Source organism: Xenophilus azovorans DSM 13620 (assembly GCF_000745855.1).
In the GTDB taxonomy this organism is placed as follows: domain Bacteria; phylum Pseudomonadota; class Gammaproteobacteria; order Burkholderiales; family Burkholderiaceae_C; genus Xenophilus; species Xenophilus azovorans.
In genome coordinates this window covers 188,880-211,158 of record NZ_KN050766.1, presented here as the reverse complement: position 1 = coordinate 211,158, position 22,279 = coordinate 188,880, and the positions used below count along the sequence as shown (strand labels likewise).

Below are 22,279 nucleotides of genomic sequence, written 5' to 3'. Positions count from 1 at the left end.
GGCCCGCCAATCCCCCCTCAAGGGGGCACGCCCTACGGCCTGGCAAAGCCAGTTCCGTGGGCGTCCCCGAGCAGGCTTCGCTGCGCTCGCCCACGCGAGGCGCGCAGCGTGATGGAGACAGGATGAGCGAACCACAGAAGATCATCGACGACGAAGGGCATTTCCATGCCGAGGACGAGGCGGTGGACCTCTCGGGGACCATCGCCGAGGGCTGGGCGGCGCTGGCGCTGTTCTGGCTGCTGGGCGCCACGGTGCTCTACCAGTTCGTCACGCGCTACGTGTTCAACGACTCGGCCGCCTGGACGGAGGAGGTCGCGCGCTACTTCCTGATCGGCGTGGTGTTCATCGGCACGGCCATCGGCGTGCGCAAGAACAACCAGATTCAGGTGGACTTCTTCTACCGCCACATGCCGGCCGCCATGGGGCGCTGGCTGTCGCGCGCGGTGGACGTGCTGCGCACCGCCTTCTTCGTCGCCGCGGCGGTGATGACGCTGCAGATGATGCTCAAGATCGGCAGCAACACGCGCATGACGATCATCGACGCGCCGATGAACATCGTCTACGGCGTGTGTCTGGCGGGTTTCGCCGCCATGGCCTGGCGCTCGCTGCAGGTCGCGCGCATCCACTGGCGGCGCGGCTACAGCGTGCTGGAACGCCCCGAGTCCACCATCGACGATCACTGAGCCGCCACCCATGCTGAAAGTCATCTTCCTCATCTTCATGGCCGGCGGCATCCCGGTGGCCATCGCCATGGCCGGCGCCTCGCTGGTCTACATCCTCGGCACCGGCAACCTGCCGCCCTTCGTGGTGGTGCACCGGATGATCAGCGGCATCGACAGCTTCCCGCTGCTGGCGGTGCCCTTCTTCATCCTGGCCGGCAACCTGATGAACAACGCCGGCATCACCACGCGCATCTACAACTTCGCGCTGGCGCTGGTGGGCTGGCTCAAGGGCGGCCTGGGGCACGTGAACATCGTCGGCTCGGTGGTCTTCGCCGGCATGAGCGGCACCGCCATCGCCGACGCGGCCGGGCTGGGCACCATCGAGATCAAGGCGATGAAGGAGCACGGCTACAGCACCGAGTTCGCGGTGGGCGTGACGGCCGCCTCCGCGACGCTGGGGCCGATCATCCCGCCGAGCCTGCCCTTCGTGATCTACGGGATGATGGGCAACGTCTCCATCGGCGCGCTGTTCCTGGCCGGGCTGATGCCGGGCCTGCTGATGACGGCGCTGATGATGCTCACCGTGGCCTACTACGCGCACAAGAACGGCTGGGGCCGCGACATGAAGTTCTCGGGCCCGCGCCTGGTCAAGGCGCTGTCGGAGCTGGCGGTGGTGATCGGCTGGCCGCTGCTGCTGTGGCTGGTGGTGGCCAAGCTGGACCTGCCGGCGCAGCCGGCGGTGCTGGTGGGGCTGGCCTCGCTGTTCGTGCTCGACCGCATCTTCCGCTTCGAGGCGCTGCTGCCCATCATGACGCCGGTGCTGCTGATCGGCGGCATGAGCACGGGCCTGTTCACGCCCACCGAGGGCGCCATCGCCGCCTGCGTGTGGGCCATGATCCTCGGCTTCGGCTGGTATCGCACCCTGTCCTGGAAGATGTTCGTCAAGGTGTGCCTGGACACCATCGAGACCACCGCCACGGTGCTGTTCATCGTGGCGGCCGCGTCCATCTTCGGCTGGATGCTCACCGCCACCGGCATCACCACCGGCATCGCCGAATGGGTGCTCGGCTTCACCAAGGAAGCCTGGGTCTTCCTGTTGCTGGCCAACCTGCTGATGCTGTTCGTCGGCTGCTTCCTGGAGCCGACGGCGGCCATCACCATCCTGGTGCCGATCCTGCTGCCGATCGCGCTGCAGTTGGGCATCGACCCGGTGCACTTCGGCCTGGTGATGGTGCTGAACCTGATGATCGGGCTGCTGCACCCGCCGATGGGGCTGGTGCTGTTCGTGCTGGCGCGGGTGGCGGGACTCTCGTTCGAACGCACCACCATGGCCATCCTGCCGTGGCTGGTACCGCTGCTGCTGAGCCTGGTCGTCATCACCTACATGCCCAAGCTGTTTCTCTGGCTTCCGAAAATGTTCTTCTAGCCGCGCCAGCGGCAGGAGTCCCCCACGATGAACCCCTTCATTCGCCTGCACCCGGCCGACGACGTGCTGATCGCGCGCAGCCAGCTCGTCGGCGGCACCACGGTCGAGGGCGTGGCCGTGCGCGGCCTGATCCCGGCCGGCCACAAGGTGGCGGCGCGCGCCATCGCGCCGGGCGCGCCGGTGCGCCGCTACAACCAGATCATCGGCTTCGCCAGCCGGCCGATCGCGCCCGGCGAGCACGTGCACACGCACAACCTCGACATGGGGCCGGACAAGGGCGACTTCGCCCGCGACTACGCCTTCGGCGCCGACGTGAAGCCACCGCCGGCGCGGCGCGAAGCCAGCTTCATGGGCATCCGCCGCGCCGACGGCCGCGTGGCCACGCGCAACTACATCGGCGTGCTGACCAGCGTGAACTGCTCGGCCACCGCGGCGCGCGCCATCGCCGACCACTTCTCGCGCCGCACCAACCCGGCCGCGCTGGCGCCCTACCCCCACGTGGACGGCGTGGTCGCGCTCACGCACGGCACCGGCTGCGGCATGGACACGCAGGGCCTGGGCATGCAGATCCTGGAACGCACGCTGACGGGCTACGCCACGCACGCCAACTTCGCCGGCGTGCTGGTGGTGGGCCTGGGCTGCGAGGCCAACCAGATCAACGCCTGGCTCGCCACCGGCCACCTGAGCGAAGGCGAGAACCTGCGCACCTTCAGCATCCAGGACACCGGCGGCACGCACAAGACCGTGCAGAAGGGCATCGCGCTGATCGAGGAGATGCTGCCGCGCGCCAACGCGGCGAAGCGCGAGCCCTGCAGCGCGGCGCACATCACCATCGGGCTGCAGTGCGGCGGCTCGGACGGCTACTCCGGCATCAGCGCCAACCCGGCGCTGGGCGCGGCGGTGGACCTGCTGGTGGCGCACGGCGGCACGGCCATCCTGTCGGAGACGCCCGAGATCTACGGCGCCGAGCACCTGCTGACGCGCCGCGCCGTCCGGCGCGAGGTCGGCGAGAAGCTGGTCGAGCGCATCCACTGGTGGGAGCACTACACCGCCGTCAACGAAGGCGAGATGAACAACAACCCCTCGCCCGGCAACAAGGCCGGGGGCCTCACCACCATCCTGGAGAAGTCGCTGGGCGCCGTCGCCAAGGGCGGCACCAGCAACCTGGAGGCGGTGTACGAGTACGCCGAGCCCGTCGCGGCGCACGGCTTCGTCTACATGGACACGCCCGGCTACGACCCTGTGAGCGCCACCGGACAGGTGGCCGGCGGCGCCAACATGATCTGCTTCACCACCGGCCGCGGCTCGGCCTACGGCTGCGCGCCCTCACCCTCGCTCAAGCTGGCCACCAACAGCGCGCTGTGGCAGCGGCAGGAGGAGGACATGGACATCAACTGCGGCGAGATCATCGACGGCACCGCCACCATCGAGCAGATGGGACAGCGCATCTTCGAGCTGGTGCTGGCCACCGCGTCGGGGCAGCACAGCAAGAGCGAGCTGCACGGCTACGGGCAGAGCGAGTTCGTGCCGTGGCAAGTCGGAGCCGTGATGTGAGCAGGATGATCCTTCCCGAACCCCTCACGGCCCTGGTCGCCCGGGTCATCGCCGCGGCCGGCAGCGCCGAGGCCGAGGCGCAGACAGTGGCGGCCAACCTCGTGCTGGCCAACCTCTCGGGCCACGACTCGCATGGGGTGGGCATGGTGCCGCGCTACGTGGACGCGGTGCAGGAGGGCGGCCTGAAACCCAACACCGGCGCGAAGGTCACGCTGGACATCGGCACCCTGCTCGCGCTGGACGGCCAGCGCGGCTACGGCCAGGTCGTCGGCGAACAGGCCATGCAGATGGGCATCGAGCGCGCACTGCAGCACGGCAGCTGCATCCTGACCGTGGGCAACAGCCACCACATGGGTCGCATCGGCCATTTCGCCGAGATGGCGGTGGCGGCCGGGCTGGTGTCGCTGCATTTCGTGAACGTGCTGTCGCGGCCCGTGGTGGCGCCCTTCGGCGGCGGCGACGGGCGCTTCGGCACCAACCCCTGCTGCATCGGCGTGCCGCTGAAGAGGCAGGAGCGCTCCGCCGCCGGGCCGCCCCAAGGCGGAGCAGCCCCCCCGGGGGGCAGCGACCCACACGCAGTGGGGGAGCGTGGGGGCGAACATTTCGTGCTGGACTTCGCGACCAGCCGCGTCGCCCAGGGCAAGATGCGCGTGGCCCACAACAAGGGGGAGCAGGTGCCCGAGGGCTACCTGATCGACGAGCGCGGCGCGCCGACCACCGACCCCGGCGTGGTCGTCGTGCCGCAGGCGGGCGGCCTCTTCGGCGCACTCATGACCTTCGGCGAGCACAAGGGCTACGGCATGGCGGTGGCCTGCGAGTTGCTCGGCGGCGCCCTGTCGGGCGGCGGCACCTGGCACCGCGCGCCAGACGCGGCCCGGACCGTGCTCAACGGCATGCTGACGGTGCTGATCGACCCGGCCCGGCTGGGCACGCAGCAGGCCTTCGAGCAGGAAGCCGCGGCCTTCGTCGACTGGCTGCGGCAGTGCCCACCGGGCGCCGGGTTCGAAGGGGTGCAGATCGCCGGCGAGCCCGAGCGCCGCGCCCGCGCCGCGCGCGGGCGCGACGGCATCGCCATCGACGACGCGACCTGGGCCGAGCTGCACGCCGCCGGCGCCAAGGTGGGCGTGGCCCTGCCGGACTGATCGCGCTCCTCGCGCCGGGCGCACGCGCCCGGCCGCATCGCTATGGTGGCCTTCGGCAAAACCAATCGGCCCGCCCTTGCCCTCGCCAGGTTTCCCCAACAGAATGGCCACGTTCGATAGTCAACGTCTATTCAAAGGAGCCTCGCGATGAGCAACACATCCGACAGCGGCAAGAAGTGCCCCGTCACCCACCTCACCACCCAGTTCGGCGCCCCGGTGCCCGACAACCAGAACAGCCTCACTGCCGGGCCGCGCGGCCCGCTGCTGTCGCAGGACGTGTGGCTGGGCGAGAAGCTGGCCAACTTCGTGCGCGAAGTGATCCCCGAGCGGCGCATGCACGCCAAGGGCTCGGGCGCCTTCGGCACCTTCACCGTCACCCACGACATCACCCGATACACCCGCGCCGCGATCTTCTCGAAGGTCGGCAAGAAGACCGAGATGTTCGCCCGCTTCACCACCGTGGCCGGCGAGCGCGGCGCGGCCGACGCCGAGCGCGACATCCGCGGCTTCGCGCTGAAGTTCTACACCGAGGAAGGCAACTGGGACATGGTGGGCAACAACACGCCCGTGTTCTTCCTGCGCGACCCGCGCAAGTTCCCCGACCTCAACAAGGCAGTGAAGCGCGACCCGCGCACCAACATGCGCTCGGCCACCAACAACTGGGACTTCTGGACGCTGCTGCCCGAGGCGCTGCACCAGGTCACCGTGGTGATGAGCGACCGCGGCATCCCGGCCAGCTACCGCCACATGCACGGCTTCGGCTCGCACACCTACAGCTTCTGGAACGAGCAGGGCGAGCGCCACTGGGTGAAGTTCCACTTCCGCACCCGGCAGGGCATCAAGAACCTGACGGACGCCGAGGCGGCCGAGCTCGTCGGCAACGACCGCGAGAGCCACCAGCGCGACCTGTACGAGGCGATCGAGCGCGGCGACTTCCCGAAGTGGACGATGTACGTGCAGGTCATGCCCGAGACCGACGCCGAGAAGGTGCCCTACCACCCCTTCGACCTGACCAAGGTGTGGCCGCACGCAGACTACCCGCTGATCGAGGTCGGCGAGTTCGAACTCAACCGCAACCCGGAGAACTTCTTCGCCGACGTCGAGCAGAGCGCGTTCGCGCCCAGCAACCTGGTGCCGGGCATCGGCGTCTCGCCCGACAAGATGCTGCAGGCGCGCCTGTTCAACTATGCCGACGCGCAGCGCTACCGCCTGGGCGTGAACTACCACCAGATCCCGGTCAACGCCGCGCGCTGCCCGGTGCACAGCAACCACCGCGACGGCTACGGGCGCATGGACGGCAACTACGGTGGCCTGCCCCACTACGAGCCCAACAGCTTCAGCCAGTGGCAGGAGCAGCCGCAGTTCCGCGAGCCGCCGCTGAAGATCAACGGCGACGCCGACTGGTGGAACTTCCGCGAGGACGACGCCGACTACTACAAGCAGCCCGGCGACCTGTTCCGGCTGATGAGCCCGGCGCAGCAGCAGGTGCTGTTCGACAACACCGCACGCGCCATGGGCGACGCGCCGGAGTTCGTCAAGCGCCGCCACATCGAGAACTGCACCAAGGCTGATCCGGCGTACGGCGCCGGCGTCGCCAAGGCCCTGGGCCTGTAGGGCCGCGGCGCGGCGGGCGGCGGAGAAGTCCGCCCATGAACGACAAAAGGCGCCCGCGGGCGCCTTTTGTTTTGTCTTGCCGTCCGGCGGCCGCGCTCAGCGCAGCAGCAGCGCCAGCAGCGCCTCCAGGTGTTCGGACGGGAGGTGCCGGAAGCCGGAGCGGGCATAGCGCTGCATGCGCCCCATCGCGAAGGCGGTGAGCACCGCGGCGCGCATCTGGGCGTCGACCGTCGGCGTGTCGCTCGGCTCGGTATCGCCGGGCAGGCCGCGCAGCACCTGGCGCAGCTGCGCCTCGATCTTGTCGAAGAACTGGTTCATGCGCTGCTGCAGGCGCTCGTTCTCGAACACCAGCGCGTCGCCGGCCATCACGCGGGTCATGCCGGGGTTCTTCTCGGCGAACTGCAGCAGCACGCCCACGATCTGGGCCGCCTGTTCGCGCGCCGGCGCGTCACGCTCGGTGATCTGGTTGACCAGCGTGAACACGCTCTGCTCGATGAAGTCGATCAGACCCTCGAACATCTGCGCCTTGCTGGCGAAGTGGCGGTACAGCGCGGCCTCGCTCACCTCCAGGCGGGCGGCCAGGGCGGCGGTGGTCACGCGCTCGGTGCCGGGCTGCTCCAGCATCGCGGCCAGCGCCTGCAGGATCTGCACCCGGCGCTCGCCCGGCCGGGGACGCTTGCGCACCGGCGCCTGCGCCGGCCCGGCCGTGCCCGCCGCAGAATCGGCGGAGTCCGAGGCCGTATCGAGGATCTCGTCGTCTGGCATGAAACGGAGGCAATTTGTAAAAAATTGATTCTGCCACGAATGTTGCGGAGTGGGCACCTACCCAGCCGCACGCGCCGGGCGCAGCAGGGCAGACGTGGACAATACGCCGCATCCGGGCCGGCCGCAGGCTCCACCGAGACTCCATGACCCACACCATTCTTGTGACCGGCGGTGCCGGCTTCATCGGCAGCCACACCTGCGTGGCACTCGCGCAGGCGGGCTACGAGCCGCTGATCCTGGACAACCTGGGCAACAGCGACATCCGCGTGGTCGACCGCCTGGCCCGCATCACCGGCCGCGCGCCGCGCTGGATCGAGGGCGACGTGCGCGACCGCGCGCTGCTGGACCGCATCTTCGCCGAAGAGCGCATCGCCGGCGTCATCCATTTCGCGGGGCTGAAGGCGGTGGGCGACTCGGTGGCCGACCCCATCGGCTACTACGAGAACAACGTGCACGGCACCTGGGTGCTGACGCAGGCGATGGAGGCGGCGGGCGTGCGCACGCTGGTGTTCTCCTCTTCCGCCACGGTGTACGGCGACCCGGAGCGCTCGCCCATTCCGGAAGACGCGCCCTGCCGCCCGGCCAACCCCTATGGCCGCTCCAAGCGCATCGTGGAGGAAACGCTGGCCGACTGGCAGCAGGCTTCGCCCGGATGGCGCATCGTGCTGCTGCGCTACTTCAACCCCGTCGGCGCGCACGAGAGCGGCCTGATCGGCGAGCACCCGCAGGGCAAGCCCAACAACCTGATGCCCTTCGTCTGCCAGGTGGCCGTGGGCCTGCGCGACAAGCTGGTGGTGCACGGCGGCGACTACCCCACCGCCGACGGCACCGGCGTGCGCGACTACGTGCACGTGATGGACCTGGCCGAGGGCCACGTCGCGGCACTGCGCAAGGCGCAGGAGGCACCCGGCCTGCTGACGCTGAACCTGGGCACCGGCCAGGGCGCCTCGGTGCTGGACGTGGTGAAGGCCTTCGAGGCGGCCAGCGGCCGCAGCATCGCCTACGAGATCGGCCCGCGCCGCCCGGGCGACGTGCCGGCCTACTGGGCCGACCCGGCGCTGGCCGGGCGCGTGCTGGGCTGGCAGGCCCGCCGCGGACTGGAGCAGATGTGCGCCGACGCCTGGCGCTGGCAGCAGGGCAATCCGCGCGGGTACGAGTAACACGGACATCCCGATCAGAAGGCCGCGGAGCAGGCCATGCGGGAACATGCGCGGGACTGGCTTTGCCAGACCGCAGCATGTGCCCCCGCGAGGGGGTTGCCGGAGCGGAACGAAGTCCGCGCAGGCTGGGGGCAGGCTCTTTACCGGGCGCGGATCATGGTGCCGTAGGCCTGGTCGGTCAGGATCTCCAGCAGCATCGAGTGCGGCACCCGCCCGTCGATGATGTGCACCGCGTTCACGCCGCTCTTGGCCGCGTCGAGCGCGCCCTCGATCTTGGGCAGCATGCCGCCGGAGATGGTGCCGTCGGCGAACAGGTCGTCGATCTCGCGCGCGCTCAGGTTGGTCAGCAACTGGCCGTTCTTGTCGAGCACGCCGGGCGTGTTGGTCAGCAGCACCAGCTTCTCGGCCTTGAGCACGGTGGCCAGCTTGCCGGCCACCACGTCGGCGTTGATGTTGTAGCTCTCGTTCTCCTCGCCGAAGCCGATCGGGCTGACCACCGGGATGAAGGCGTCGTCCTGCAGCGCCTGCACCACGCCGGGGTCGATCGAGACGATGTCGCCGACCTGGCCGACGTCGTGCATCAGCGCCGGGTCGTTGCGGTCGGCCATCTTCAGCTTCTGCGCGCGGATCAGGCCGCCGTCGCGCCCGGTCAGGCCCACCGCCTTGCCGCCGGCCTGGTTGATCAGGCCGACGATGTCCTGCTGCACCTCGCCGGCCAGCACCCATTCGACGACTTCCATCGTCTCGGCATCGGTCACCCGCATGCCCTGGATGAAGTGGCCCTTCTTGCCCAGCTTGTTGAGCGCCGCCTCGATCTGCGGCCCGCCGCCGTGCACCACCACCGGGTTGATGCCGACCAGCTTGAGCAGCACCACGTCCTCGGCGAAGTCGGCCTGCAGCGCCGGGTCGGTCATCGCGTTGCCGCCGTACTTGATGACCATGGTCTTGCCGTGGTACTTGCGGATGTAGGGCAGCGCCTGGGCCAGGATCTCGGCCTTGTCGCGGGGAGGGATGTTGAGCACGGGGTCGGTCATGGCGGCGGCGGTCGGCGCAGTGGGGGAATGCGGAAATTGTGCCGCAGGAAGCCGGCGGGCCGCCGCGCCCCGGCCGATCAGTACGACTTCGGCAGCCCCAGCACCCGCTCGGCGACGAAGTTCAGGATCATCTGCGGGCTGACCGGCGCGATGCGCGGGATGTAGCACTCGCGCAGCAGCCGCTCGACGTGGTATTCCTTCGCGTAGCCCATGCCGCCGAGGGTGAGGATGGCGTTCTGGCAGGCGTCGTGCGCCGCCTCGGCCGCCAGGTACTTGGCGGTGTTGGCCTCGGCGCCGCAGGGCTGGCCGGCGTCGTAGAGCGTGGCCGCCTTCATCACCATCAGGTCGGCGGCCTCCAGGTTCATCCAGGCACGCGCCAGCGGATGCGCCACGCCCTGGTTCTGGCCGATGGGCCGGCCGAACACGACGCGCTCGCCGGCGTACTGCGCCGCGATGCGCAGCGCCGCGCGGCCCAGGCCCACCGCCTCGGCGGCGATCAGGATGCGCTCCGGGTTCATGCCGTGCAGGATGTACTCGAAGCCGCGGCCGTCCTCGCCGATGCGGTCTTCCTCCGGCACCTCCAGGCCGTCGATGAAGAGCATGTTGGAGTCCACCGCGGCGCGGCCGAGCTTGTGGATCTCTCGCACCTCCACCTTGCTGCGGTCCAGCGCGGTGTAGAAGAGCGTCAGGCCCTGCGTGGGCTTGCCCACCTCCTCCAGCGGCATGCTGCGCGTGAGGATGAGCATGCGGTCGGCCACCTGCGCGGTGGAGATCCAGATCTTGCGGCCCGAGAGCACGTAGCCGCCGCCCGGCCGGCGCACCGCCTGCGTCTTCAGGTGCGTGGTGTCCAGGCCGGCGTCGGGCTCGGTGACGGCGAAGCAGGCTTTTTCCCTGCCCTCGATCAGCGGCGGCAGGAAGCGCGCCTTCTGCGCCTCGGTGCCGAACACCACCACCGGATTGAGGCCGAAGATGTTCATGTGGATGGCCGAGGCGCCCGACATGCCGGCGCCGCTGGCGCTGATGGTGCGCATCATCAGCGCCGCCTCGGTGATGCCCAGGCCGGCGCCGCCCTGCGCCTCGGGCATGGCGATGCCGAGGAAGCCGGCGGCCGCCACGGCGCGGTGGAAGGCGTGCGGGAACTCGGCCTTCTCGTCCTGCTCGCGCCAGTAGTCGATCGGGAAGTCCTGGCACAGGCTTTCGATGGCGTCGACCAGCGCGCGCTGGTCGTCGGTCATGGTGAAGTTCATGGCGTGATCTCGGGGGAATGGGCGGAGCAAGGGGAAGCCGCGGCCTCGCGGGCGATGCCGCGCGTGATCAGGTCGGCCACCTCGGCCTCGCCGTAGCCGGCCTCGCGCAGCAGCTCGGCGCTGTGCTCGCCGATGCGCGGCGCGTGACGGTGCAGCGAAGGCGGCGTGCGGCCATAGCGGCCCACCGGCGCGGGCGTGCGCAGCGCGCCCTCGGTGGGGTGGTCGACCGGGCGGAAGAAGCCCACGGCCTGCAGGTGCGGGTCGTGCAGCAGGCTGTCGGTGCTGTGCAGGCGCGCCACCGGGATGTCGGCCGCCTGCAGCGCGGCCACCCAGGCCTCGCTGCTGCGGGTGGCCATCACCTCGGCGACGAAGGCGTAGCACTCGGCGATGTGCGCGGCGCGCGCGGTGTGGCTGCCGAACTTCGGCGAGTCGCGCAGCTCGGGCCGGCCGATCAGCTCGAAGAAGGCGCGCCAGTGCTTGTCGTTGTAGATCAGCACGCTCAGGTGCCCGTCGGCGGTGGCATACGGGCGCCGGTGCTCGGCCAGCAGGCGCGCGTAGCCGGTGCCGCCCAGCGGCGGATCGAAGCTGGCGCCGCCCAGGTGGTCGCCCATCACGAACTGGGTGAGCGCCTCGAACATCGGTATCTCCACCGCCTGGCCCTGGCCGGTTTGCCGCGCGTGCAGCACGGCGGCCAGCAGCGCGATGGCGGCCTGCAGGCCCACCGCGCGGTCGGCCAGGGTGACGGGCGCGTAGCGCGGCGCGCCGCCGCTCTGCTGCGCGAAGAGCGAGGCGACGCCGGACGCGCCCTGGATCAGGTCGTCGTAGGCGGGCTGGCCGGCGTAGGGCCCTTCCTCGCCGTAGCCGAAGGCGCCCAGGTAGACGATGCGCGGGTTGACGGCCGCCACGTCCTCGTAGGCCAGGCCCAGCCGCGCCATCGCCTGCGGGCGGGTGTTGTAGATCAGCGCGTCGCAGCCGGCCGCCAGGCGCAGGCAGGCCGCGCGGCCCTCGGGCTGCTTGAGGTCGAGCACGATGGAGCGCTTGTTGCGGTTCAGGTGCAGCGCCATCGCGCCCATGCCGGGGTGGCGCATGGGGCCGACGGCGCGCAGGTTGTCGCCGCCGGGCGGCTCGACCTTGATGACGTCCGCGCCCAGATCGCCCAGGGTCTGCGTGGCGTAGGGCCCCATCACCACGGCCGTCAGGTCCAGGATGCGCAGGCCCGCGAGCGGGCCGGTGGCAGTGGCCGCTCCGCTCATTGCTTCTGGATCCCCGCGTCCTCGATCAGCTTCTTCCACTTGCCGAGTTCCGCCACGGTGAAGCTGCCCAGCTCCTCCGGGGTGCTGCCGAAGGCGTCGAAGCCGAGCTGCGAGACGCGCTCGCGGAAGGCCGCGCTGTTGGCCGTGCCGGCCAGCACGCGGTTGAGCGCGGCCACGACTTCGCGCGGCGTGCCGGCCGGCGCGAACACGCCGTTCCACGAGGTGATGTCGAAGCCCTTCAGCTCCGGCGTGTCGGCCACCGGCGGCAGTTCGCTGAAGAGCTTGGTGCGCTCCCTGGTGGTGACGGCGATGGCGCGCATCTTGCCGGCCTTGACGGTCGCCAGGCCCGCCGCGAGATCGACGAACATGAACTGCACCTGCCCGCCGATCAGGTCGGCGATGGCCGGCGGCGTGCTCTTGTAGGGCACGTGCAGCATCGGCACGCCGGACATGCGCGACAGCGTGGCGCCGCACACGATGCCGGTGCTGTTGCCGCTGGCGTAGCTGAGCTTGCCCGGGTTGGCGCGGCCCCAGGCGATGAGGTCGGCCACGGTCTTGGCCGGCAGGTCGTTGTTGACCACCAGCATGAAGGGCAGGTTGCCCATGCGGCTGACCGGCGCGAAGTCCTTCACCGGGTCGTAGGGCAAGCTCTTCATCAGGCTCGGGTTGGCCGAGTGCGTGGTGTTGGTGGTCATGAACAGCGTGTAGCCGTCGGGCGGCGCCTTGGCCACGAACTCGGCGGCGATGATGCCGTTGGCGCCGGCCTTGTTGTCCACCACCACCGGCGTCTTCAACGCGTCGGAGAGCGCCTGCGCCGTGATGCGCGCCACCGCGTCGGTGCCGCTGCCGGCCGCGAAGGGCACGATCAGCTTGATCGGCTGCGCCGGCCAGCCGGCGGGCTGGGCGCGCGCGGCGGGCGCCAGCGCGAGGCCGCCCAGCAGCGCCAGGGCGCGGCGGCGCGAAAGGGAAAGGTCTTCCTGATGCAATGGCATGTCTTGTCTCCTGGTGGTTGTGTCCCGGCGTTCAGGCGCGGATCACGCGCTCGGGCGATTCCTCGTAGGGCGGGCTGTAGATCACCAGCACGCGCGCCGGCTCGTCGCTCACCACGGTGAAGGTGTGCATCTCGCCGGCCGGGAAGAAGCAGCAGTCGCCCGGCGCCAGCTCCTGCCGCTGGCCGCCCACCTCGGCCACCGCGCGGCCTTCGAGCAGGTAGCAGACCTGCTCGATGCCGGGATGCGCATGGGGCAGCGCGCCCTTGCCCTTCTGGATGCGGCCGACCAGCACCTCCAGCTGCTTCGCGCCGACCGTCTCGGGGCCGATCAGGCGCCGGTTCAGCGTGCCGGTGTGGTTGGCCGGGTGGTAGCCGACGACGTCGGATTCGCGCACGAAGTAGCGCTGCGGCTGCGGGGTTCCGCTGTCTTGGCTCATGACGCGGGCTTGAAGGTGCTGTTCTTCGCGATGCGTGCCCAGCGCGCCGCGTCCTGCTCGATGGTGGCGGCGAACTGCTCGGGCGTGCTGCCCACCGGCTCGTAGTCGATGCGCAGAAGCTGCTCGCGCACCTCGGGCAGGGCGACGATGCGCACGACTTCCGCATTGAGGCGCTTGACGATCGCCGCCGGCGTGCCCGCAGGCGCCAGCAGGCCGGCCCACGACTGGAAGGTCATGCCGGCCAGGCCCGCCTCCTTCATCGTCGGCACCTGCGGCAGCGCGGGCGAGCGCTGCTCCGACAGCACCGCCAGCGGCTTGACCTTGCCGGCCTTGATCATCTGCAGGCCGACGAAGGGGTCGATGGTGAGGTCCACCTCGCCGCCGACCACGGCCTGCAACTGCGGCCCGGTGCCCTTGTACTGCGCATTGGCGATGCCGGGCGCGCCGATGTCCGCCTTGAACTGCTCGCTGATGAGCCCGATCATGCTGCTGCCCGAAGACATCGACAGCGGCTTGGCGCCCGGCCGCTTCGCCAGCGCCACGAGTTCCTGCACCGAATTGGCCGGCAGCGACGGGTGCGCCACCATCACGAAGCCGATGCGTGCGATCAGGCTGACCGGCGCGAAGCTGGCCAGCGGCTCGTAGCCGGCCTTGTAGAGCGCGGGGCTGAGCGTCTGCGCGCCGGCGGTGTTGAGCAGCAGCGTGTAGCCGTCGGGCGCGGCGCGCGCCACCGCCTCGGTGCCGATGATGCCGTTGGCACCGCCCCGGTTGTCGATCACCACCGGCTGGCCCAGCGCCTCCGAGAGCTTCTGCGACAGCATGCGCGCCACCACGTCGGTGGCGCCGCCCGCCGCGAAGGGCACGATGACGCGGATGGGGCGGCTGGGCCAGTCGCCCGCGCCGACGGCGGACTGCGCATGGGCCGGCACGAGGGCCACGGCGGCAGCCAGGGCGCCGGCCGCCAGCAGGGCGCGTCGGCGCGGGGGGAAAAGGAATCGGCTCGTCATGCTTGTCTCCTTCTGTGTTTGATCAACGTCCCGCGGCTTGGGACGCACGTTCAACACCCCTCACCGTTCACGCTGAGCTTGGCCTGTCCTGAGCCTGTCGAAGGGTCGAAGCGCGGCGCAGGGCTTCGACAGGCTCAGCCCGAACGGTGCGTTGTGCTTGTCAGGCCGCCTTGGGCACCAGCGCGAGCAGGGCCCGCTCGGGGCCCTCGATGGCGCGGCAGGCCGAGCGCAGCATGGCGGCCAGCGCCTCCTGCCGCGGCTCGATGCGGTAGCGCGGCCCGACCACCGAGATGGCCCAGGCCTGCCCGCCGATACGCACCGGCCAGGCGATGCCGGCCAGGTCGGCGATGCTCTCGCCGATGTTGGCGAACCAGCCGCGCTCGGCCGAGCGGGCCAGTTCGGCCTCGATGTCGGCCGCGCGGGTCAGCGTGGCCTCGGTCAGCTTGCGCAGCTTCGCCGCCTGCAGCAGCGCCTTGCGCTCCGGCGCCGGCAGCGTCGAGAGCAGCGCGCGTCCCAGCGAGTTGGCGTACGCCTCGCGCGTCTCGCCGGCCTCGGCGGCGTAGCGGATGCTCTGCGGCGAATCGAGCACCTCCAGGTAGACCACGCGGCCGGGCTCGCGGAACTTGGCGAAGACCACCGTTTCCTGCGTGGCGTCGCGCAACTCCTCCAGCGCGGGGCGGATGCGGTCGAGCACCGGGTCGTGCGCCGCGATGACCTGCGCCATCGCCAGCAGCCGGCCGGTGGGGTAGTAGCCCTGGCGGCGGCCGGTCTCGTACAGGTAGCCCTGCTTCTCCAGCGTGCGCAGCAGGCCCAAGCAAGTGGAGACGGGCATCTCCAGCAGCCGCGCCGCCTCGGAGAGGGCCAGCGGCTGCTTCTCGCGCGCGAAAAGTTCGATCAGCTCGATCACGCGGGTCGCCATTTTCACTGTCATGAAGAAATTTTCAGGATTTTGAAAATATCTTCCCATCCGGGATGACCCGGATGCCGCTCAGACGAAGCCGATCCAGCGCCCCGCCACCAGCACGGCCAGCCACAGGCCCAGCGACAGCCATGCCCGCACGCGCACCGCGGCCGCCACCGCGCCGCCCTGCCGCGCCGCCGCCCAGCCGGCGCCGGCGTGCTGCCACGCCACGTTGAGCAGCGCCAGCAGCAGCAGGCCCATCTTGCAGAGGAAGGCGGGGTTGGCCGCGTAGTCCTGCGGCCGCACGGTGAACAGCCACAGGCCCATGAGCAGCGCCAGCACGAGCCCGCAGCCGGCGGCGCGCACCAGCACGGACGCCATCGGCGCCAGCGGCACGTGGCGAAAGGCCAGCCCCGCCAGCCGCAGGTCCAGCGGCACGATGGCGCCGAGGAGCAGCCCCAGGCCCAGGATGTGGGCGGCGTTGACGAACAGGTAGGCGGTGCCCGAGTCCTGCAGCCAGCGCGCGCCCGGCCACAGGGCCAGGGCGGCCAGCGCCTCGTCCAGCCCCACGGCCTCAGTTCCGCAGGCGTTCGGGGTACATGTCGTAGTGGGTGCCGCCCACCGTGATGCGCACCGCCTTCATGTGCAGGCGGGCATGGTCCTTGTGGCGGTTGCCCAGCACCCGGATCGCGTCGCCGGCCTTGGTCGTCTGGCCGGTGAAGCCCGAGCGCTCGGTCTGCGAGGGGTTGCCCAGGTCCACCTGCCAGAGCGCGCCGTCGGCGGCCTTCACCTGCAGCATCGGATGGGGCGGCGCCATCGAGACGGCGTGGACGGTGCCGTCGAGCGTGGTCTGCTCGCCGTCGGCCCACGACCAGCCGTGGTGCGCCTGCGCCAGCGGCACGCCCAGGGCGAGCGCGGCGGCGCCGAGCAGCGCCGCGCCGGTGCGGCGCATTCCTGCTGCCCTGCGCTGGAAGAACATCGCATGCATCGGAGCACTCCTTCTCGTGTCGGAAAGGTGGAGAGTGCGCCGTTTCGGCGAAAGTTGCACGCTCCCTCGACGGGCGCGCGGCGGCGGGCTCAGTAGCCGCGCGCCGGGTCCACCACGCCCGCGATGGGCTCGCCGCGTTCGAGCCGGCCGATCTTGTCGGCGATCTGCGCGATGGTTTCGCGGCGCAGGGTGCGCGCGGAGGCATGCGGCGTGACGGTGATCTTCGGATGCCGCCAGAAGGGATGCTCGGCCGGCAGCGGCTCCTGCTGGAAGACGTCCAGCGTCGCGCCGGCCAGACGGCCGCTGTCGATCAGCGGGATCAGGTCCTCCTCCACCAGGTGGCCGCCGCGCGCGATGTGGATCAGGTAGCCGCCGGGCCGCAGCGCCGACAGCGTGGTGCGGTTGAGGATGCCGCGCGTCGCGTCGGTCAGCGGCAGCAGGTTGACCAGCACGCGCGTGGCGACGAGGAAGTCGCCCAGCCGCGCCTCGCCGGCGAAGGTGCGCACGCCGTCGATGGCCTTGGGCGTGCGGCTCCAGCCCAGCACCGGGAACTCGAACTGCCGCACCGCCCGGGCCACGCGCTCGCCCAGCACGCCCAGGCCCATGATGCCCACGGGGAAGTCCGCGCGCTCCAGCGGCCTGCGGAAGACCCAGCGGCCCTGGCGCGCCTCGCTCTCGTAGACGTCGAACTCGCGGAAGTGGCGGATCAGCGCGTGGCACACGTACTCGGCCATCTGCACCGACATGCCGGCGTCGTCCAGCCGCACCACCTGCAGCCCGGGCGGCAGCCTCAGCTTCATGATCGCGTCCACGCCGGCGCCGATGTTGAACATCGCCTTCAGCCGCGACTGCTCGTCGACGAACTGCTGCGGCGGCGCCCAGACCACCGCGTGGTCCGCCGCCGCCAGCCCGGGCGACCACAGCTGCACCTGCGCCCCGGGCAGCGCTACCTGGAGCGCCTCCAGCCAGGGTTCGGGCTTGGTGTCGGACAGGCAGACGGCAATGCGCACGGCGGGGCTCCTCGGGGTGGCGGACGATGGCCCCCGACTGTACGCAAGGCCGCGCCGGCGCTCAGGCCGGCGGGAACCACGCCGCCGGCACGCGCACCGGCAGCGCCAGCAGGATCTGCCCCATGCCCTTGCCCAGCGCGTCGTTGCGCAGCGAGGCCATGCCGCCGCCGCCCAGCGCCCGTTCGCACACGAAGTTGAAGGCGTGGATGCCCGGCACCTCGTGGCGCGTGACCGGCCCTTCGACCAGGTGCGCCAGGTGTGCCGCGACGCGCTGCGGCGTGAGCTGCGCGCGCAACAGCGGCAGCCACTCCGGCCGGCGCGCGATCACGCCGATGTTGGAGGTGTCGCCCTTGTCGCCCGAGCGCGCCCAGGCCAGCCGGATCAGCGGCACCTCCACGGTCGGCCCCGAGGGCTCCTCCACCGGCAGCGGCGGGCCGGCGGGCGCAGGCGCCGCATCGGCGGCAGGCGCGGCGCCGGGCAACGGCGGCAGATCGACCGCCGCGCTATCGAGGCGGACCTGCGGCGAGACGCTGGCCTTGTCCAGCAGGAAGGCGTACTGGCGGATCAGCGGCGAGACGCCCGCGCGCCCGCCGGCGCCGGTGGTGCCCGGCGCCCACGAGGTGCCGGCCGGCGCGATCTCGCGCGCCAGCAGTTCCAGCGCGGCCTTGTCGGCGTGGCGCGCCGTCACGCGCAGCACGGCCTCGCGCACGCCGGCCGCGGCGGCCTGGGCATGCGGGCCGTAGGGGCTCTCGCTGCCCAGCACCTCGATGTGCGTCGCGCTGAAGGGCGCCAGGCCACGCGCGGCCAGCAGCCCGCCCACGCGCTCCAGGATGGCTTCGCCGGTGCGGCGCGCCTTGGCGACGGCGTCGAAGCCCACGATGGTGAGCTGCGCCGAGGTCTTGAAGCCGTCCACGTAGGTGGCGCAGACCTTGTAGCTGCCGGTGGGCGCGCGGCCGCGCGCGCCGTGCACGCGCACCTGCTGCGGCCCGGCCGGCTCGATGCGCACCTGCGTGAAGTCGCACACCACGTCCGGCAGCAGATAGGCGGCCGGGTCGCCGATCTCGTAGAGCATCTGCTCGGCCACCACCTGCGGCGCGACCAGGCCGCCGGTGCCCTCGGGCTTGGTGACGGTGAAGCTGCCGTCGGCGGCGCATTCGACGATGGGGTAGCCGATGTGCGCCCAGTCGGGCACCTCCTGCCAGTCGGTGTGCAGCCCGCCGGTGGCCTGGCAGCCGCATTCGATGATGTGGCCGGCCAGGCTGCCGCCGGCCAGCGCGTCGAAGTCGCCGGGCTGCCAGCCGAACTCGTGCATCAGCACGCCCAGCGTCACGGCCGAATCGACGCAGCGGCCAGTGATGACGACCTGCGCGCCGGCGTCCAGCGCCGCCTTGACCGGCAGCGCGCCCAGGTAGGCGTTGGCCGTGACGACCCTGGCCGGCAGCGGCGCGCCGCTCTGCAGCTCGCGCAGCGGCGGCTCGGCCTCGCGCAGCGCAGGCAGCAGCGGCATCACGTCGTCGCCGGTGACCACCGCGATCCTCACCGGCACGCCCAGTTCGTCGGCCAGCGCGCGCAGCGCGTCGGCGCAGCCCTGCGGGTTCACGCCGCCGGCGTTGCTGACCACGCGGATGCCCCGGGCGATCGCGTCCTGGAGCACCGACCGCATCGCCACGGCGACGAAGTCGGTGGCGTAGCCCATCTCGGGCTTCTTCATGCGCGCAGCGGCCAGGATGGACATGGTCAGTTCGGCCAGGTAGTCGAACACCAGGTAGTCGATCCGGCCGCCGGCCACCAGTTGCGGGGCGCCCACGCTGGAGTCGCCCCAGAAGCCGGAGGCGCCGCCGATGCGCACGGTCTTCGGTTGCTTCATCGCTCGCTCCATCACGTGGACGCGCTCACTGCGGCTCGATGCCGGCCGCGCGGATGACCCGCTCCCACTTCTTCATGTCGGCGGCCTGGAACTGCGCCAGTTCCTCGGGCGTGCCGAAGGCCACCTCGCCGCTGGTCTTGGCCTGGAAGGCCTGGACCTCGGGCGATGCCGAGGCCTTGCCGAAGGCCGCATTCAGGCGCTTGACCACGGCGGGCGGCATGCCGGCCGGCCCGTAGACGGCGAACCAGTAGCTCATGTCGTAGCCCTTCACGCCGGCCTCGGCCACGGTCGGCACCTCCGGCGCGGCGGCCAGGCGCTTGGCGCCGCTGGTGGCCAGCGCGCGCAGCTTGCCGCCCTGCACCTGCGGCACGGCGGTGGGCGCGTCGGCGAACATGAAGTCGAACTGCCCGCCGATCAGGTCGGTGATGGCCTGCGGGTTGCTCTTGTAGGGCACGTTGGTGATGTCCACGCCGGCCATCTGCTTGAGCAGCTCGCCCGCCACCTGGCTGGACGAGGAGCCGCTGCCGAAGTTGAGCTTGCCCGGCGTCTTCTTCGCCGCCGCCAGCAGGTCGGCCAGCGTCTTGTAGGGCGCGTCGGGCCGCACCAGCAGCAGCATCTGGCCCTTGGCCAGCAGCGCGATGGGCGTGAAGTCCTTGACCGGGTCGTAGGGCACCGTCTTGAACAGGTAGGGGTTGGCCACCTGCGTGGTGTTGGTGGTGATGAACACGGTGTAGCCGTCGGGCGGGGCCTTGGCGACGTACTGGGCGGCGATGAAGCCGCTGGCGCCGCCCTTGTTGTCGACCACGACCGGCACCTTCATGTCGTCGGACACGGCCTGGCCGTAGACCCGCGCCGACTGGTCCGTGCCGCTGCCGGCGGCGAAGGGCACGACGAGGGTGATGGGCTTGGCCGGGTAGTCCTGGGCCCGGGCGAGGGGCGCGGCCATCGCCAGCGCGGCGCTCAGCATCAGGGCGGTGGTGGCGGATCGGCGGGAAGCGCGGAAGGTCATGGTGTCTCCGGGGGTGTGATGGTGGGCGTGGGCACCTGGTGGCGGGCGTTGTGTTCTCCCAGGCGCGGCGCGATGCCGCGCGCCGGCGGCCGGCCGCCGTCGATGCACAGCGGCATCGCGGTGAGCGAGAAGTCGGCGCCGGGCACCGGCGCCAGCATGCCCAGGGCCTGCACCTGCGGGTGCGCCAGCGCCTCGGGCACCGAATGCACCGGTGCGCAGGGCACGCCGGCAGCCTCGAAAAGCTCGCCCCACTCGGCCTGCGTGCGCGTGCGCAGGATCGGCTCCAGCTGCTCGAACAGCGCCGCCTTGTGCGCCAGGCGGGCCCGGTTGGTGGCGAAGCGCGCCTCGTCGATCCAGCCCGGCCGCCCCAGCGCGCGGGCCAGCTTGGCGAACAGGCGGTCGTTGCCGCAGCAGATCAGCAGCGGCCCGTCGGCGGTGTCGAAGGCCTCGTAGGGCACGAAGCCGGGATGGCCGGAGCGGTGCCGCTGCGGCAGGCGCCCCTCATTGGCCCAGGCGTCGCCCTTCTGCGCGTTCCAGGCCAGCGCGGTCTCCAGCAGCGAGGTGGTCAGCAGGCCGCCGCGGCCGGTGCGCTCGCGCCGGTGCAGCAGCGCCAGCACGCCGATCACCAGCCACATGCCCGAGCCCTGGTCGCACATCGAGGCGCCGGAGCGCATCGGCGGGTCGCCCTCGCCGCCGTTCGTGCTCGACAGGCCGCTGAAGGCCTGCAGCAGCGGCTCGTAGCCGGGCCGCATGGCCATCGGGCCGGTGGCGCCGAAGGCCGAGATCTCGCCGTAGATCAGGCGCGGGTGGCGCGCGCACAGGGTCTCGCCATCGATGCCCAGCGCCCTGGGCACGCCGGGCCGCAGGTTGTGGATGAAGACGTCGGCCTGCGCCGCGAGGCGGTCGAGGTGCGCGCGGCCGGCCTCGCTCTTGAGGTCCAGCGCGACCGACTGCTTGCCGCGGTTGAAGATGTGGAAGTTGAGCGCATCGCCGTAGCGGAAGGCCGGGCCCATGCGGCGCGCGTCGTCGCCGCCCTCGGTGCGCTCGATCTTGATCACCTCGGCGCCCAGGTCGGCCAGGATCGCGCCGGCGAAGGGGCCGGCCAGCACCTGACCCAGCTCCAGCACGCGCACGCCCTCAAGCACGCCGGCCATGTCGGTTCTCCATCGGTCTGTCTCCTGATCTGGCGGCCAGTCTAGGCAACGGCGTCTGATCTGTGAATCGCTACATTTCTATATCTGTGATAACTCCTGCGGATCAATGACATGCGCATCGACCTCAACGTGCGGCAGCTCGAGGCCTTCGTGCGCGTGGCGGAGTGCGGCAGCTTCCGGCAGGCCGCGCAGCAGCTCGGCCAGTCGCAGCCGGCGCTCAGCGGCGCCATCCGGCGCGCCGAGCAGACGCTGAGCGCGCGCCTGTTCGACCGCGACACGCGCCACGTGCGCATCACGGCCGTCGGGCAGGAGCTGCTGCCCATCGCGCGCCGCATCCTGCGCGACTTCGACGACGCGCTGGGCGACCTGGGCGAGTTCATGGCCGGGCGCAGCGGCTGCGTGACGGTGACAGCGCTGCCGTCCATCAGCGTCGCCCTGGCGGTGCGCGCGGCGGCCGCGTTCATGCGCACGCACCCGCAGGTGCGCTTCGCGCTGACCGAGGCGCCGGCCGACATGCTGCTGGCCGCGGTGGAGGAAGGCCGCGCCGACTTCGGCCTGAGCGTGCGCCCGGCGCCGCAGCAGCGCCTGCACTACCAGCACCTGCTCGACGATGCCTTCGTGCTGGTGTGCCGCCGCGACGACCCGCTCGCCGCGCGCCGGTCCGTCCCCTGGTCGGTGTTCGCCACCCGCCCGTGCATCGTGAGCGCGCCGCACAGCAGCATCCGGGCGGTGACGGACGCGGCCTTCCTGCGCCTGCGCAGGCCGGTGCGGCCGGTGCTGGAGTTCCCGAGCGTGGCGGCCTGCGGCGCGATGGTGGCCGGCGGGCTGGGCATCACCGCCCTGCCGCGGCTGGCGCTGCAACTGGTGGACATGGCCGCCCTGGCGACCGTGCCGCTGGTGCAGCCGGCGGTGTCACGGCCGATCGGCATCGTCACGCGCATCGGCCGCTCGCTGTCGCCCGCGAGCCGGGCCTTCATGGCCGGCCTGCAGGCTGAGGCTCACTCGCCCGGCCGCGGCAACTCCGCCCCGTCGGCGGCCTGATCGCCCGGCGCGTGGAG

Annotated in this window: 21 protein-coding genes; 7 read left to right on the top strand and 14 right to left on the bottom strand. The window is 71.3% G+C overall.

Annotated elements, in window-relative coordinates; genetic code table 11:
• Positions 1-122: 122 nt before the first annotated feature.
• From Q392_RS27410 to Q392_RS27390, 5 genes are all read left to right on the top strand, one after another.
• On the top strand, positions 123-683 hold the full coding sequence (locus Q392_RS27410) for a TRAP transporter small permease (RefSeq protein WP_038216219.1): 561 nt from the start codon (positions 123-125) through the stop codon (positions 681-683).
• Positions 684-693: 10 nt separating this feature from the next.
• On the top strand, positions 694-2,088 hold the full coding sequence (locus Q392_RS27405) for a TRAP transporter large permease (protein ID WP_038216216.1): 1,395 nt from the start codon (positions 694-696) through the stop codon (positions 2,086-2,088).
• 27 nt (positions 2,089-2,115) lie between these two features.
• Positions 2,116-3,642: a UxaA family hydrolase gene (locus Q392_RS27400; RefSeq protein ID WP_038216213.1), complete on the top strand. Its 1,527-nt coding sequence runs from the start codon at positions 2,116-2,118 to the stop codon at positions 3,640-3,642.
• 5 nt (positions 3,643-3,647) lie between these two features.
• The gene (locus tag Q392_RS27395; RefSeq protein ID WP_038216210.1) at positions 3,648-4,784 is read left to right on the top strand and encodes an Ldh family oxidoreductase; all 1,137 of its coding nucleotides are present in this window, start codon (positions 3,648-3,650) and stop codon (positions 4,782-4,784) included.
• Between the two features lie 147 nt (positions 4,785-4,931).
• Positions 4,932-6,398, top strand: a complete 1,467-nt coding sequence (locus Q392_RS27390; protein ID WP_038216207.1) for a catalase — start codon at positions 4,932-4,934, stop codon at positions 6,396-6,398.
• Positions 6,399-6,494: 96 nt separating this feature from the next.
• On the opposite strand, the gene slmA is transcribed toward Q392_RS27390, so the two are convergent.
• Positions 6,495-7,163, bottom strand: a complete 669-nt coding sequence (gene slmA, locus Q392_RS27385) for a nucleoid occlusion factor SlmA (protein ID WP_038216205.1) — start codon at positions 7,161-7,163, stop codon at positions 6,495-6,497.
• Positions 7,164-7,306: 143 nt separating this feature from the next.
• On the opposite strand from slmA, the gene galE reads away from it, so the two are divergent.
• Positions 7,307-8,323, top strand: coding sequence for a UDP-glucose 4-epimerase GalE (gene galE / locus Q392_RS27380; protein WP_038216202.1), 1,017 nt, complete (start codon positions 7,307-7,309; stop codon positions 8,321-8,323).
• Positions 8,324-8,463: 140 nt separating this feature from the next.
• Here galE and argB read toward each other — a convergent pair whose 3' ends face one another.
• The 13 genes from argB to Q392_RS27315 all read right to left on the bottom strand — a co-directional run bounded on the left by argB (position 8,464) and on the right by Q392_RS27315 (position 21,221).
• The gene (argB, locus tag Q392_RS27375) at positions 8,464-9,357 is read right to left on the bottom strand and encodes an acetylglutamate kinase (protein WP_038216199.1); all 894 of its coding nucleotides are present in this window, start codon (positions 9,355-9,357) and stop codon (positions 8,464-8,466) included.
• A 77-nt stretch (positions 9,358-9,434) separates the two neighbouring features.
• The gene (locus tag Q392_RS27370; RefSeq protein WP_038216196.1) at positions 9,435-10,604 is read right to left on the bottom strand and encodes an acyl-CoA dehydrogenase family protein; all 1,170 of its coding nucleotides are present in this window, start codon (positions 10,602-10,604) and stop codon (positions 9,435-9,437) included.
• Positions 10,601-11,857, bottom strand: a complete 1,257-nt coding sequence (locus Q392_RS27365) for a CaiB/BaiF CoA transferase family protein (RefSeq protein ID WP_051954014.1) — start codon at positions 11,855-11,857, stop codon at positions 10,601-10,603. The genes Q392_RS27370 and Q392_RS27365 overlap by 4 nt, the downstream gene beginning before the upstream one ends.
• Positions 11,854-12,849, bottom strand: a complete 996-nt coding sequence (locus Q392_RS27360; protein WP_038216195.1) for a Bug family tripartite tricarboxylate transporter substrate binding protein — start codon at positions 12,847-12,849, stop codon at positions 11,854-11,856. Before Q392_RS27360 ends, Q392_RS27365 begins: the two co-directional genes overlap by 4 nt.
• Before the next feature lie 31 nt (positions 12,850-12,880).
• A complete protein-coding gene (locus Q392_RS27355) occupies positions 12,881-13,285 on the bottom strand; it encodes a cupin domain-containing protein (protein WP_038216192.1) in 405 nt (134 codons plus the stop codon).
• Positions 13,282-14,292: a tripartite tricarboxylate transporter substrate binding protein gene (locus Q392_RS27350; RefSeq protein WP_038216189.1), complete on the bottom strand. Its 1,011-nt coding sequence runs from the start codon at positions 14,290-14,292 to the stop codon at positions 13,282-13,284. Before Q392_RS27350 ends, Q392_RS27355 begins: the two co-directional genes overlap by 4 nt.
• A 160-nt stretch (positions 14,293-14,452) precedes the next feature.
• Entirely contained in the window at positions 14,453-15,223 is a 771-nt protein-coding gene (locus tag Q392_RS27345; protein WP_038216187.1) for an IclR family transcriptional regulator, read from the bottom strand.
• A gap of 57 nt (positions 15,224-15,280) precedes the next feature.
• Complete coding sequence (locus tag Q392_RS33715) at positions 15,281-15,763, bottom strand: DUF2214 domain-containing protein (RefSeq protein WP_211260325.1); 483 nt, start codon at positions 15,761-15,763, stop codon at positions 15,281-15,283.
• 4 nt (positions 15,764-15,767) lie between these two features.
• A complete protein-coding gene (locus tag Q392_RS33710; protein ID WP_245610839.1) occupies positions 15,768-16,181 on the bottom strand; it encodes a DUF6152 family protein in 414 nt (137 codons plus the stop codon).
• An 89-nt stretch (positions 16,182-16,270) separates the two neighbouring features.
• Complete coding sequence (locus tag Q392_RS27330; protein ID WP_038216175.1) at positions 16,271-17,191, bottom strand: 2-hydroxyacid dehydrogenase; 921 nt, start codon at positions 17,189-17,191, stop codon at positions 16,271-16,273.
• Between the two features lie 61 nt (positions 17,192-17,252).
• Complete coding sequence (locus Q392_RS27325) at positions 17,253-19,058, bottom strand: acyclic terpene utilization AtuA family protein (RefSeq protein WP_157008379.1); 1,806 nt, start codon at positions 19,056-19,058, stop codon at positions 17,253-17,255.
• Between the two features lie 25 nt (positions 19,059-19,083).
• Entirely contained in the window at positions 19,084-20,067 is a 984-nt protein-coding gene (locus tag Q392_RS27320) for a Bug family tripartite tricarboxylate transporter substrate binding protein (RefSeq protein ID WP_038216170.1), read from the bottom strand.
• A complete protein-coding gene (locus tag Q392_RS27315) occupies positions 20,064-21,221 on the bottom strand; it encodes a CaiB/BaiF CoA transferase family protein (protein WP_038216169.1) in 1,158 nt (385 codons plus the stop codon). The genes Q392_RS27320 and Q392_RS27315 overlap by 4 nt, the downstream gene beginning before the upstream one ends.
• 111 nt (positions 21,222-21,332) lie before the next feature.
• On the opposite strand from Q392_RS27315, the gene Q392_RS27310 reads away from it, so the two are divergent.
• Positions 21,333-22,262 (top strand): LysR family transcriptional regulator, encoded by a 930-nt coding sequence (locus Q392_RS27310; protein ID WP_051954013.1) that lies wholly within the window; start codon positions 21,333-21,335, stop codon positions 22,260-22,262.
• The last annotated feature ends 17 nt before the right edge of the window (positions 22,263-22,279 follow it).

Bases quoted from the DNA above. Each gene is read 5' to 3' on its own strand.
- Q392_RS27410 (WP_038216219.1), top strand. From the start codon at position 123: ATGAGCGAACCACAGAAGATCATCGACGACGAAGGGCATTTCCATGCC.
- Q392_RS27405 (WP_038216216.1), top strand. From the start codon at position 694: ATGCTGAAAGTCATCTTCCTCATCTTCATGGCCGGCGGCATCCCGGTG.
- Q392_RS27400 (WP_038216213.1), top strand. From the start codon at position 2,116: ATGAACCCCTTCATTCGCCTGCACCCGGCCGACGACGTGCTGATCGCG.
- Q392_RS27395 (WP_038216210.1), top strand. From the start codon at position 3,648: ATGATCCTTCCCGAACCCCTCACGGCCCTGGTCGCCCGGGTCATCGCC.
- Q392_RS27390 (WP_038216207.1), top strand. From the start codon at position 4,932: ATGAGCAACACATCCGACAGCGGCAAGAAGTGCCCCGTCACCCACCTC.
- slmA (WP_038216205.1), bottom strand. From the start codon at position 7,163: ATGCCAGACGACGAGATCCTCGATACGGCCTCGGACTCCGCCGATTCT.
- galE (WP_038216202.1), top strand. From the start codon at position 7,307: ATGACCCACACCATTCTTGTGACCGGCGGTGCCGGCTTCATCGGCAGC.
- argB (WP_038216199.1), bottom strand. From the start codon at position 9,357: ATGACCGACCCCGTGCTCAACATCCCTCCCCGCGACAAGGCCGAGATC.
- Q392_RS27370 (WP_038216196.1), bottom strand. From the start codon at position 10,604: ATGAACTTCACCATGACCGACGACCAGCGCGCGCTGGTCGACGCCATC.
- Q392_RS27365 (WP_051954014.1), bottom strand. From the start codon at position 11,857: ATGAGCGGAGCGGCCACTGCCACCGGCCCGCTCGCGGGCCTGCGCATC.
- Q392_RS27360 (WP_038216195.1), bottom strand. From the start codon at position 12,849: ATGCCATTGCATCAGGAAGACCTTTCCCTTTCGCGCCGCCGCGCCCTG.
- Q392_RS27355 (WP_038216192.1), bottom strand. From the start codon at position 13,285: ATGAGCCAAGACAGCGGAACCCCGCAGCCGCAGCGCTACTTCGTGCGC.
- Q392_RS27350 (WP_038216189.1), bottom strand. From the start codon at position 14,292: ATGACGAGCCGATTCCTTTTCCCCCCGCGCCGACGCGCCCTGCTGGCG.
- Q392_RS27345 (WP_038216187.1), bottom strand. From the start codon at position 15,223: ATGACAGTGAAAATGGCGACCCGCGTGATCGAGCTGATCGAACTTTTC.
- Q392_RS33710 (WP_245610839.1), bottom strand. From the start codon at position 16,181: ATGCATGCGATGTTCTTCCAGCGCAGGGCAGCAGGAATGCGCCGCACC.
- Q392_RS27325 (WP_157008379.1), bottom strand. From the start codon at position 19,058: ATGAAGCAACCGAAGACCGTGCGCATCGGCGGCGCCTCCGGCTTCTGG.
- Q392_RS27320 (WP_038216170.1), bottom strand. From the start codon at position 20,067: ATGACCTTCCGCGCTTCCCGCCGATCCGCCACCACCGCCCTGATGCTG.
- Q392_RS27315 (WP_038216169.1), bottom strand. From the start codon at position 21,221: ATGGCCGGCGTGCTTGAGGGCGTGCGCGTGCTGGAGCTGGGTCAGGTG.
- Q392_RS27310 (WP_051954013.1), top strand. From the start codon at position 21,333: ATGCGCATCGACCTCAACGTGCGGCAGCTCGAGGCCTTCGTGCGCGTG.